Source organism: Bacillus pseudomycoides DSM 12442, from assembly GCF_000161455.1.
In the GTDB taxonomy this organism is placed as follows: Bacteria; Bacillota; Bacilli; order Bacillales; family Bacillaceae_G; genus Bacillus_A; species Bacillus_A pseudomycoides.
On record NZ_CM000745.1, the window covers coordinates 4,582,092 to 4,593,569 of the forward strand.

12 protein-coding genes are annotated in these 11,478 nt (G+C 36.0%); 4 read left to right on the forward strand and 8 right to left on the reverse strand.

Annotated features, from left to right (window positions below; all coding sequences use genetic code 11):
- Positions 1–162: 162 nt before the first annotated feature.
- Together cls and uvsE are read left to right on the forward strand one after the other, a co-directional pair.
- Complete coding sequence (gene cls / locus BPMYX0001_RS23325; RefSeq protein WP_033799263.1) at positions 163–1,356, forward strand: cardiolipin synthase; 1,194 nt, start codon at positions 163–165, stop codon at positions 1,354–1,356.
- A gap of 45 nt (positions 1,357–1,401) precedes the next feature.
- Positions 1,402–2,355, forward strand: a complete 954-nt coding sequence (uvsE, locus tag BPMYX0001_RS23330; protein ID WP_006096678.1) for a UV DNA damage repair endonuclease UvsE — start codon at positions 1,402–1,404, stop codon at positions 2,353–2,355.
- A 178-nt stretch (positions 2,356–2,533) separates the two neighbouring features.
- On the opposite strand, the gene BPMYX0001_RS23335 is transcribed toward uvsE, so the two are convergent.
- The 6 genes from BPMYX0001_RS23335 to BPMYX0001_RS23365 form a co-directional block, all read right to left on the reverse strand.
- Positions 2,534–2,671, reverse strand: a complete 138-nt coding sequence (locus BPMYX0001_RS23335) for a quorum-sensing peptide PapR (RefSeq protein ID WP_018781170.1) — start codon at positions 2,669–2,671, stop codon at positions 2,534–2,536.
- A gap of 266 nt (positions 2,672–2,937) precedes the next feature.
- Entirely contained in the window at positions 2,938–3,828 is an 891-nt protein-coding gene (locus BPMYX0001_RS23340; protein ID WP_006096680.1) for a helix-turn-helix domain-containing protein, read from the reverse strand.
- A gap of 711 nt (positions 3,829–4,539) precedes the next feature.
- Entirely contained in the window at positions 4,540–5,142 is a 603-nt protein-coding gene (locus BPMYX0001_RS23350) for a response regulator transcription factor (RefSeq protein WP_033799264.1), read from the reverse strand.
- Entirely contained in the window at positions 5,139–6,266 is a 1,128-nt protein-coding gene (locus tag BPMYX0001_RS23355) for a sensor histidine kinase (protein ID WP_006096682.1), read from the reverse strand. Before BPMYX0001_RS23355 ends, BPMYX0001_RS23350 begins: the two co-directional genes overlap by 4 nt.
- Position 6,267: 1 nt before the next feature.
- On the reverse strand, positions 6,268–7,002 hold the full coding sequence (locus BPMYX0001_RS23360; RefSeq protein ID WP_018764904.1) for an ABC transporter permease: 735 nt from the start codon (positions 7,000–7,002) through the stop codon (positions 6,268–6,270).
- Positions 6,999–7,901: an ABC transporter ATP-binding protein gene (locus BPMYX0001_RS23365; protein WP_006096684.1), complete on the reverse strand. Its 903-nt coding sequence runs from the start codon at positions 7,899–7,901 to the stop codon at positions 6,999–7,001. Before BPMYX0001_RS23365 ends, BPMYX0001_RS23360 begins: the two co-directional genes overlap by 4 nt.
- A 171-nt stretch (positions 7,902–8,072) precedes the next feature.
- On the opposite strand from BPMYX0001_RS23365, the gene map reads away from it, so the two are divergent.
- Both map and BPMYX0001_RS23375 read left to right on the forward strand, forming a co-directional pair.
- Positions 8,073–8,870: a type I methionyl aminopeptidase gene (map, locus tag BPMYX0001_RS23370; protein WP_097814687.1), complete on the forward strand. Its 798-nt coding sequence runs from the start codon at positions 8,073–8,075 to the stop codon at positions 8,868–8,870.
- A gap of 439 nt (positions 8,871–9,309) precedes the next feature.
- Positions 9,310–10,710, forward strand: coding sequence for a M28 family metallopeptidase (locus BPMYX0001_RS23375; RefSeq protein ID WP_006096686.1), 1,401 nt, complete (start codon positions 9,310–9,312; stop codon positions 10,708–10,710).
- A gap of 103 nt (positions 10,711–10,813) precedes the next feature.
- Here BPMYX0001_RS23375 and BPMYX0001_RS32760 read toward each other — a convergent pair whose 3' ends face one another.
- Positions 10,814–10,984, reverse strand: coding sequence for a hypothetical protein (locus BPMYX0001_RS32760; RefSeq protein ID WP_157753633.1), 171 nt, complete (start codon positions 10,982–10,984; stop codon positions 10,814–10,816).
- Between the two features lie 148 nt (positions 10,985–11,132).
- A partial coding sequence (locus BPMYX0001_RS23380) for a Cna B-type domain-containing protein (protein WP_050774419.1) occupies positions 11,133–11,478 on the reverse strand: 346 nt, incomplete at its 5' end.

Consider the following 11,478-nt stretch of genomic DNA (forward strand, 5'->3'; position numbering starts at 1 on the left):
ATCTTCGAAAATAAATAATTTTCTGAATTATATCCCCTATCCCCATTATATAATGAGTGAGCATTCAGTCAACAGTTTTTTGTTATACAACACAACATTTTTTCATAAAGCTGTTTATTTAGGTGAAACTATAAGAATGAATTCTCAGGAGGTAATTTGATAATGGTCTTTTTATCTCTCTTACTAATATGCTTAGTCATATGGGTCTCACTCGACTTTTTACTTGGAAGAAAACATCATTTAAAAAAAATAAAGTCCCGCCCCTTTCCCTTACGACGTAGCAATTTTAAATTGTATACATGGGGAACAAATTTATACAATGATTTATTTCTGGATATAAAGGGGGCAAAGCATCATATACATATTTTATTTTTCATTGTCAAAAATGATGAAATTAGTCAAACCTTTTTACAGCTTCTCACTGAAAAAGCCAAACAAGGTATAGAAGTACGCCTCCTTCTCGATCGTATAGGAAGCCATCGTTTATCAGATGAAGCCATTCGCTCACTCAGGCAACATGGTGTATCTTTTTCATATTGCCATAAAATCAAGATCCCTTTTCTCTTTTTTTCTGCAAACCAAAGAAATCATAGAAAAATTACGATTATCGATGGGAAAATTGGCTATATTGGAGGTTTCAACATCGGAGAAGAATATTTGGGGCATGATCCTGAATTGGGCCTTTGGCGTGATTATCATTTACGCCTGACTGGCGAAGGCGTACAAGATTTACAAAAACAATTTTTGCACGATTGGCGCGATGATACAAATGAAGATTTATTAGAAGAAGCATCATTTTTTCCCAAACAGTTTCCAGGCCCTATGCTACACCGCTTTATCCCAACAGACGGTGCCTATTTACAGGAAACATTTGTATCACTTATTGAAAGTGCAAAAGAGGAATTATATATTGGGACACCCTATTTCATTCCGGGAAAAATAGTAATGAATGCATTATTACAAGCAAAAAAACGAGGTGTTCGCATTACGATTCTCGTTCCTAAAAAAGCAGATCACCCACTCGTTCGCGAAGCTAAATTACCATACTGCCGGAAATTGATGAGGGCAGGGTGTCATATTTATGAATTTCAACAAGGATTTTTTCACGCGAAAATTATTATGGTAGATAATCATATTTGTGATATCGGAACAGCTAATTTTGATATGAGGAGTTTATATGTCAATCATGAAATAAATTGTCTCCTGTATGACTCAGCTTTTATACAAGAAATTAAGGTGCACATTAGCAAAGATATTGAGGGGTCTACATTGCTTACTTGGAAAGATGTTTCCTCTCTCTCCCTTGTCGATAAAGGAAAAGAATGGATTGGGACGTTACTAGCGTTTTTCTTATGAAATGAAACTTTTATAATTAAATAATAAATAACGGGGGTAGGACAGATGATTATGCGCTTTGGGTATGTCTCACATGCAGTCGCTTTGTGGGACTGCTCCCCTGCTAAAACAATGACATTTACAACGTGGAAAAAGCTTGGTAAACAGGAACGAGAAGAAAAATTATATAATATTACAATGCAAAACCTTATGCATACATTACGTACCCTGCATTACAATATCGCACATGAAATTCCATTATACCGATTATCATCTTCTATCGTCCCACTCGCAACCCATCCTGAAGTTGATTTTGATTATATCGATATATTTACACCCTTTTGGCGTAAGATGGGGAAATTAATTCGAGAGCATAACTTACGAGTCAGCTTTCATCCAAACCAGTTCACATTATTTACAAGTGAAAAACCTCATATTACAGATAATGCGGTTTTAGATATGACATATCACTATAACGTATTAGATGCAATGGGATTAGCAGACTCTTCCTACATTAATATCCATATTGGAGGTGCATACGGCAACAAAGAGAAAGCTTTACTACGCTTTCATGAAAACTTAAAAAAGCTCCCCCCTCATATCAAGCAGCAAATGACACTTGAAAATGATGATAAAACATATACAGCTTCTGAAACATTAGCCGTTTGTAAGCTAGAAAGAATCCCTTTTATATTTGATTATCATCATCACATGGCAAATCTTTGTGATGAACCGTTAGAAGCACTGCTACCAGCTATTTTCAAAACGTGGGATCATACAAATACCATTCCTAAGGTTCATATTTCTTCACCAAAATCAGAGAAGGAATTCAGGTCACACGCTAATTATATTGATGCTACATTTATAAAACCCTTTTTACACATCATGAGAGAACTAAATCAAGATTTCGATATTATGATTGAGAGTAAACAAAAAGATTTAGCACTTTTTCAGTTCGTAGATGAACTTGCTTCTATAAGAGGGGTGAGACGAATAAGCGGTGCAGCGTTACAATGGTAATTGTAACGCTGTTTCACGATTCTCTTCTCTTTGGTGTAATTGCCGAAGGTGTTAAGAGCAAGGAATAATAATCATTCTTACATACCTAAACCTTTGACTACATTCAAGAGCTTTGAATTATCTAACACTTTTATCCCTAACAAAAATAAAGAACCCTCACTTGGGTTCTTTTTTTATCTTAATGTTCAAATGGTATATCTGAAGCTAATTGTACTTGTTCCTGTTGATTTGTTAATGCGTGATCTTGACTCACTCCGAATGCAATACCAGCTAGCATTGCCATTGCCATTAAACCGCATGCAAGAATTTTTTTCATCACTCATCACCCTATGCTCTATTTTCTCTAAATATATCATGAAATAATTTCTTTTAAAAATGCAATTATGCATATTCTCTTATGGTTTCATTATTTAAAAATATAAAATGAAACTTCCATCAGTGGGAGTACTCTTCATTCCGCACTGATTGTTAGCCCTCACCGACTGGGCTTTTACGGGCAGTTATCGTCCACCTATCTTCCTCTTTTCTCTTTTAATCTTGAAGTGGGGGAATTACTGTCCACGAATAGCGGGATCAATTTAATTAGCTAGAGAATATTGTCTGTTCATTACGATCAGCTAATCCCATTTTTGCTAATAATATCTCTTTGTTAGAATGTAAATCTAGTAAATCAAAAAAGAATAAAGCCTTTTCATAAACAACTGTAATTTCACTTGGTGGATAAATTAATTTCTCTAAGCACTCTCCCTTTTGATAATACAGTTGCCCAAGAAGCTGCATACTCCCAATAAGTCGCGACGTTTCAATTGCTTTATCTACTTGCTGAAGCGACTTTGCATATTCATTATTTAAACATAAAGCTTTCGCATAATTATATCGAACCTTAACAACAAAATCTTGATCACTCTGCAATGACTCCAGCTGTTGTAAAATATCTTGAAATAATGTAATAGCTTTTTCTAAATGGTTATTTTCTGCATAAATAATAGCAATCGAATTTTCGATATATAAATTTTGAAACACATCTACCCCACCATATTGCCGATGGATTATATTTTTCAGCTCTGAGATGCAGTATTCAAAATTGACTTTCTTTAAAGCATAAGAAGATAAATGATAATACCATAGAAGAAATTGCTTAAATTCAGGATGACATTCTTCTTTCTTTAACTCCTCTGAAACAATTTTATGAATTTCATCATACTGCTTCTTCTTACACAATAATTGAATTTGATTCTTAAACTTTTTCTTTCTTTCGAGGTCAGAATAAAGAAGAACCTCATAAAAATGAATAATGGGAACCCTTAGCTTTGCTGCAATCCCTTGCAGTATATCCATACTTGGATATACCGTTCCTGACTCAATCCTGCTTACCTCTGATTGATGACATATATTCTCAGACAACTGCTTTTGTGTTAAACCTCTTAACATTCTAATTTTCTTTATTTCAGCTCCCAGCTTTTCTGCGTGCATAATAGCTCACCATCCCATTACAGAAATCTAACTTTTCAAGTTGTCATACCACTACAATAATAGTTTTCCGGCACTTTTAAACATGAAATATTGCATAATATATATCATTTAGCACACTTTTCTTATAAATCATCTTATACACATACAAGACTCCAAATGTTAGAGATGAATAATATAAAAGTTGCTAGTATATTCCTTACTTCTGTTCTATTCTATCCCTTATCATGTAGCAGCAATTATCGTGCCCCAAAAATTAATAACAATGAAGTGAACATTGAAGTTACTCAACCTAGCTTGATAATTAGTAAATAAACTGAACCACAAAACGTAACAATAGGAAATATTGCTAAAAATACTTAAAAGATGAAGTACAAGCGGTTAACGCGTAACAAAAACAAGTTACCACTGAAAAGATGTTGAATTTCAACCTACAAGAAAATCAAACCGAAGTATGTCTTTCCCAATCATATAAAAATGATGAAATATATGACCAAGACATCATTGCTCAAGTAGATAAACATGGGGTAATTAAGACAATTAGTGGTAAAGTTACCCAAAATCTAGAACAGCAACCTAATCTTACTATAACAAATTTTTTGTCGAAAAATGAAGTAAAATCTATATTATGTCACAGACTTTACATTTTAGTGATAGAGGTTCAAAAAAAAGAATAAAAAGATGTTTACCACTATAACCGGTAAACATCTTTTTTCATATCCAGCCCTTTTCTTCCGCAATCGCAATTGCTTCAATTCGGTTTTTCGCATTTAATTTTGTTAACACATCTGAAATATAATTCCGTACAGTACCAGATGAAAGATACAGTGTCTTGGCAATTTCATTTGCTGTTTTTCCTTCTTTCGCTAACAAAAGTACTTCTTTCTCACGATCTGATAACGGATTTTGCTCTTGCCATAGTCCAAACATTAATTCAGGGGAAATCTCTCGTTTCCCTTGCATCACATTGCGAATCGCTGCCGCTAAATCTTCACTTGGGCTATCCTTTAATAAATATCCATGAACTCCTGCTTTCATTGCTCTTTCAAAATAACCTGGACGTGCGAATGTTGTTAAAATCATTACTTTGCATAGTAATTTTTTCTTTTGCAATTCCTCTGCAACATCTAAACCACTTTGAATCGGCATTTCAATATCCATAATACTTATATCTGGCTGCAACTTTTCAATTAATTTTAAAGCTTCTTCACCATTCTCCGCCTGCCCTACCACTTCAATGTCGTCTTCTAAATCAAGCAGAGCTCCGAGCGCTCCCCTAAGCATTCGTTGATCCTCAGCAATGATGATTCTAATCATGCTCTCACCTCATCTTTTCCTGTCCTAATTACAATTGGAACCTTCACCGTTAACATCGTCCCAGGATGCGTTTCATCTAGTTCAAGTGCTCCATCAATAAGTGCAAGCCGTTCTTTCATACCTAAAATGCCATTCCCATCATGACTTTGTGCTTGTAATCCTACTCCATTATCTTTCACCTGCAAAATCAGTTCTCCTTGCGTTTCAAATAAGGAAACCATACATTCCGTCGCCTTACTATGCTTTACAACGTTCGTTACCGCTTCTCGCAAGCACATACCTACAATATTTTGCTCAAGTGGTGATAATGCACCAGAACTTGCTTTCTGCTTTACCTCTAGTGAAATATTAGCAGCTTGCAGGATAGCCTTTATTTGCTCAAGCTCTTCTTCCACAGTAATCATCCGCATATCGGAAATCAATTCACGCAATTGCTTTAAGGCTGTGCGCGATGTTTGCGTAATCTCCTTCGCTTCTATACTTGCACGCTCTGGTTTTTTTACAATCAGCTTCTCAACAAGCTGGCTTTTTAAAGTAATGAGGGATAACGTATGTCCTAAAGTATCGTGAAGGTCTCTGGCGATTCGCTGACGTTCTTCACGTTTTACTAGATCTTTAATTTGTTCGTTTGCTTCACTTAACTGGTTCCTTAACACCTTTTTTTGATTAAAACTACGCATAGCAAAAGGCATCAGAAGCATCATAATAAACATTGGTACAGCACCTAAAAAAGATGTCAACGAAAAATCATTTCTGTATACAAATATGAATGTGATAACGGTTAGTACTAATAAAGAAAATAGTATTCGGAATGATTTCTTTGTAGGTGCAAATGCTATTGCATTTGCAGTAAAAAAGCCTAAATAAATAAGATATGGATTATAAAAAAAACCTAACACAAATGCGATGATCATTTGTATACATGCCCACATCATAAATGTCTTTTGCACAAAATAAAGTTGTCGGTATGCCAAAACAAAGATTACTAGCATACCGCTTCCTAACAATAGTTTCCAACCAGTTTCTTGTAGTAATGTGTAGATTGGAAACGCTAAATATACAAGCCATATATACGGGAAGAATCCCATATGTTTCGGAAAAATCTCAAACTTCTTCTCTATCATGTTATACCGCTTCCTGTCTTTTTCTTATATATATTGATATTACAACAAATATAAGGAAATAACCTCCTAAAATCGCGATATTCTCCCATCCTATAGATTTCCCCGCTACAATATCCCATGCCCCGCTTCCGAAGTGATATGTTGGTGTCCACTCTCCAATTGTTCTTAGCACTTTCGGAAACACTTCAATCGGCATCCATAAACCGCCTAGTACTGCTAAACTCATATTTAAAATGTTTGCGAGACCAGAAGCTGCATCTGCTTTCTTAATTGAACCTACAATCGTTCCAAGTGCTAAAAACGGCGTCACACCTATTAATAGCCATAATCCAGCACCAATCCATTGCCCGATCGTTAATTCCACGTTATTGATTAGCATACCTGCAATAAAGATCACAAGTATTGAAAAAGCATTTACCACTGTTTGAGAAATAATTTTAGCTGTTAAATATGCTCCCTCTGGAAGTGGTGTAATTTTCAAAAGATGTGTCCATCCCTGCCCTTTTTCTTGAGAAAGTCTCACACCAAAGCTAAAAAGTGCTGTTCCTACAATACTGAAAGTAGCCATCGAAATTAAATAGTGCGCTTTCCAAGCATCTCCGTTCTGCGGTACTTGAATGACATTTGTAAAAATGTAATAAAACAGAACTGGCATTAATAATGAGAAAAAGATAAATAATTTATTGCGAAACGTACGTAAGATTTCTATTTTACATTGCATCCATAAGGCTTTCATACAATTCCCTCCTTCTGATTTGCGACAAACTGTTCAAACGCTTCATCAAGACTTCCTCGTTCAACTGAGATATCTGTAACAGGTAAATTCTCTTTATAAATTGCTTGCAACGTAGCATCCGTATCATCTGTTGTGAGAATAACACGCGGTTCATGAAACTGTACTGCTGTAACATGCGGTAACCCCTTCAGCAAGTCTGTTGGAATTTTTTCTTTTGTGTAAAATGAAATGGTTTTTCGAGAAATCGTTGCTTTCATTTCCTCTGGAGTTCCATCAGCAATGATTTCTCCGTTTGCAAATAGTAAAATTCGATCTGCTAACGCATCTGCTTCTTCTAAATAATGCGTTGTCAAAATAATCGTTTTCCCTTCACTCGCTAGCTTTCGAATCGTTTCCCAGAAAGCCTTTCTAGATGTAATGTCCATTCCTACAGTCGGTTCATCTAAAAATAATAAATCTGGGTTTCCAGCAAGTGCGAGTGCAAAGTTTAATCTTCTTTTTTGACCACCTGATAATTTTTCACAACGCTGCCTTTTTTCCGATTCTAAATTTGATAACTGAAGTAATGTTTCTTTTGCAACTGGATTCGTATAATAGCTGCGAAATAGATCAATTGCTTCCTCCACTGATATACTATCGATAACACTCACCTCTTGTAGCATTGCACCGAGGCGATTACGAACTGCTCGCTGCTTGGGACTCTTTCCAAATATAGAAACACTTCCTTCTGATGGATCCTTTAATCCAAGCATCATTGAGATTGTTGTTGTTTTCCCTGCACCGTTTGGCCCAAGAAGTGCAACAATCTGCCCCTTCTCTACATGAAATGAAACGTTATTTACAGCCTTTTTATGTTTAAATGTTTTTGAAACACCATTTACTTCAATAATCTTTTCCATCTTGCCACCTCCACTGTTCCTTATATTTACATTGTATAAATTGGAAGAGCTGGAAAACAGTAAAATACGTCATGATATGAATATGACAATTGTCATGAAGTTCCTATGAAACTCATCAAAGCTCCTTAAAAAGTATACTAACCGTACGCCAGTAGCAGGACAAAAATAAACATGATACAATCGTGTAAGATATATATTCGAGGAAGGACAGTGGTTTTTTTTATGATCATCCGTAATGAGAAGGATTTAAAAGGTTTACGAAAAATCGGCCGCGTTGTTGCGCTTGCACGCGAAGAGATGAAAAAACAAGCAAAGCCAGGTATGACAACGAAAGAGCTTGATTTGATCGGTAAAAAAGTATTAGATGAGCACGGTGCTATTTCTGCACCTGAAAAAGAATATGATTTCCCAGGTGTAACTTGTATTAGTGTAAATGAAGAAGTTGCACACGGTATTCCAAAAGATCAAGTATTAAAAGAAGGCGACTTAGTAAATGTTGATGTATCTGCGGCACTTGACGGTTATTATGCAGATACAGGTATCTCTTTTGTTCTTGGGCAAGATGAAGAAAAAGAAAAACTTTGCCAAGCAGCAGTAGATGCATTTTGGGCAGCAATGAAAAAAGTAAAAGCTGGTTCGAAACAAAACCAAATCGGTCGTGCAGTTTCTAACTTTGCTCATAAAAATGGCTATGCCGTTATCCAAAACTTAACAGGGCATGGCATCGGTCTTAGCTTACACGAAGCACCAAATCACATTCTAAGCTACTACGATCCAATGGATAATGCACTTCTTAAAGATGGTCTTGTTATCGCTGTAGAACCTTTCATTTCTATGAAGGCTGACCATATTATTGAACGCGGCGATGACGGTTGGACATTTGTAACACCAGATAAAAGCCTTGTTGCACAATGTGAACATACAGTCGTCGTAACACGCGGTGAGCCGATTATTTTAACTGAACTGTAAGGGATAAAAGGAATGCAAGTGGCATTCCTTTTTCTATACAAAAAAAAGAGAAATCACACTGATTTCTCTTCTTTTCATATGGATGCCTTACATCTAATGATAATTATCATGAAATGTGGAAACATGACAATTATCATGTTCAAAAGGTTCAAGCATGAGAAAAAGAAATCTCACCATAGATTTCTTTTTCTCTACATATTCTAAAGCTTGGGTACACTAGACATGCAATTTAGGGGCTTTCAAAACAAGAAAGCGAACCTTTGTCTAAAATAATAGCACATACATCCTCTCTAAAAATATGCATATATGCATATGAAATGATTCTACTTTTATTTCTCAACTTGAATTAATTGAAAATACAAAAAACAGGAGATAGAATAGAGTCGTTATCCGTCTTCTTTTGTCAGTCAGATAGAATAGAAGAATAGGAGAGGAATATATGAAGAGAGCATTGAAACAAAAAATAGTAAGCTCTTTACTTGCTGCAACACTCGCTGTCAGCTTAGCTCCAATTGGACAAGCAAAAGCTGATTCCCCGCCAGAAACGATCAAAACTCCACCTATTACAGGGCAAGTTAATGCTAACCGTGCAATCGAACACGTCCGTTTTTTATCAGAAACAATTGGCCCGCGCCCTGGTGGAACACAATCAGAAAAATGGGCTTCTCGCTATGTTGGGATGAAATTACAGTCAATGGGATATGAAGTAGAATATCAGCCATTTGCTGTACCCGATCAATATGTAGGATTTATTGATTCTCCTTTATCACGTTCAAAAAATTGGCAAGCAGGCGCCGCCCCAAACGCTTTAATTTCTACTGAGGCTGTCACCGCTCCTCTTATTTTTGTGCCGAATGGGACAAAATTAGAGGAGATTCCAAATGAAGTAAACGGAAAAATTGTCTTATTTGAAAGAGGTGCAACAGTAGCAGACTACAACAAACAAGTAGAAAATGCCGTTGCAAAGGGTGCAAAAGGCGTTCTCTTATATAGCCTAATTGGCGGCCGCGGCAACTATGGCCAAACTTTCAATCCAAGATTAACGAAAAAACAGTCCATCCCTGTATTTGGTCTTGCTTATGCACAAGGTAATGCCTTCAAAGAAGAATTAGCAAAAAAGGGAAGTACAATCCTTTCTTTAAAAGCACGACATGAATCAAACTTACAATCTCTAAATGTTATCGCGAAAAAGAAACCGAAAAAGAGCACTGGAAATGAGAAAGCTGTTATTGTAAGTTCACATTATGACAGCGTTGCTGGGGCACCAGGAGCAAATGATAACGCTTCTGGAACAGGGTTAGTATTAGAACTAGCTCGCGCATTTCAAAATGTAGAAACTGACAAAGAAATCCAATTTATTGCTTTCGGTTCAGAGGAAATGGGGTTGCTTGGTTCAGAGCACTACGTTGACAACTTATCTCAAAAAGAACGCGATCGTATTCTAGGCGTTTTTAATGCTGATATGGTTGCTACAAACTATGATAAAGCAAAAAATTTATATGCAATGACGCCAGATGGTTCTACGAATCTTGTAACAGACGCAGCATTAAATGCTGGGAAACAATTAAATAATGATCTTGTTCTGCAAGGAAAGTTTGGTTCTAGTGACCATGTGCCATTCGCTTACGCTGGCATCCCTGCCGCTCTATTCATCTGGATGGGAGTAGATAGTTGGGATCCACTCATCTATCATATTGAAAAGGTATACCATACGCCGCAAGATAACGTTCTAGAAAACATCTCACCTGAACGTATGAAAATGGCTTTAGATGTCATTGGCACTGGTGTTTATGATGTTCTGCAAAAACCGGCGGTACAAACAGGGCAGAAAGCTGCTTAATTATCACCAAAGCCACTCACTCCAAAGTGGTGGCTTTTTTGTAAAAAAATAAAATAAATATGCATAAAAGCATATTTATTTCAAGGTATTATCATGTATAATACTAAATATAACGATAAACAAATATAACAATAATGATTATACTTGATAAGAAGGCATTTCTATTATTAAAAAAAACGATTCTTGTAGGTGTATTAACTTTTGCTGGACAGGAGCTACTGCTGCCACCATTCAAGAACAAAGCTTCACAAAATACTATTTCTAATTTCGCCATAGAAAAACCCCCTTCAGGTTGCATTCTTCCCTTCACTTTATCGTGAAGTTTTTTTGAATATCTACCTAAAGGGAGTAATATCAATAGTAATTTTTTAATTTGTCTGCTACTCAGATTACAGTGTAATCAATAATCTAAAGCTTTTTTATTATTTTATTCGTTGTCGAGTGAATAGAATTCCACCTAAAACGAATAATATCATACCTGCAACGATTGAAATCATTTCCGCTGATATTCCTCCTGTATTAGGAAGCATTGATGTCGGCTTATCATTTTCTTCAGTAGGTGGAACTTTTGAATCGTTATTTGTGTTTGGATCTTCTGGATCTTCTGGATCTTTTGGATCTTTTGGATCTTTTGGATCTACACCTGTTTCGTCTTTGATTTTTGTATTCGTGATGTCATAACCTTTTACTTCGGATTGATATCCATCTACCGGTTGTTCTTTCACTTCATACTTATATGCCTTACCTTCGGCATCATATGCCGCTAAG

Coding starts and splice junctions, on each gene's coding strand:
- BPMYX0001_RS23340 (WP_006096680.1), bottom strand. CDS start 3,828: ATGCACGCAGAAAAGCTGGGAGCTGAAATAAAGAAAATTAGAATGTTA.
- BPMYX0001_RS23360 (WP_018764904.1), bottom strand. CDS start 7,002: ATGAAAGCCTTATGGATGCAATGTAAAATAGAAATCTTACGTACGTTT.
- uvsE (WP_006096678.1), top strand. CDS start 1,402: ATGATTATGCGCTTTGGGTATGTCTCACATGCAGTCGCTTTGTGGGAC.
- BPMYX0001_RS23350 (WP_033799264.1), bottom strand. CDS start 5,142: ATGATTAGAATCATCATTGCTGAGGATCAACGAATGCTTAGGGGAGCG.
- BPMYX0001_RS23335 (WP_018781170.1), bottom strand. CDS start 2,671: ATGAAAAAAATTCTTGCATGCGGTTTAATGGCAATGGCAATGCTAGCT.
- BPMYX0001_RS23375 (WP_006096686.1), top strand. CDS start 9,310: ATGAAGAGAGCATTGAAACAAAAAATAGTAAGCTCTTTACTTGCTGCA.
- BPMYX0001_RS23355 (WP_006096682.1), bottom strand. CDS start 6,266: ATGATAGAGAAGAAGTTTGAGATTTTTCCGAAACATATGGGATTCTTC.
- BPMYX0001_RS23365 (WP_006096684.1), bottom strand. CDS start 7,901: ATGGAAAAGATTATTGAAGTAAATGGTGTTTCAAAAACATTTAAACAT.
- BPMYX0001_RS32760 (WP_157753633.1), bottom strand. CDS start 10,984: ATGGCGAAATTAGAAATAGTATTTTGTGAAGCTTTGTTCTTGAATGGT.
- map (WP_097814687.1), top strand. CDS start 8,073: ATGATACAATCGTGTAAGATATATATTCGAGGAAGGACAGTGGTTTTT.
- cls (WP_033799263.1), top strand. CDS start 163: ATGGTCTTTTTATCTCTCTTACTAATATGCTTAGTCATATGGGTCTCA.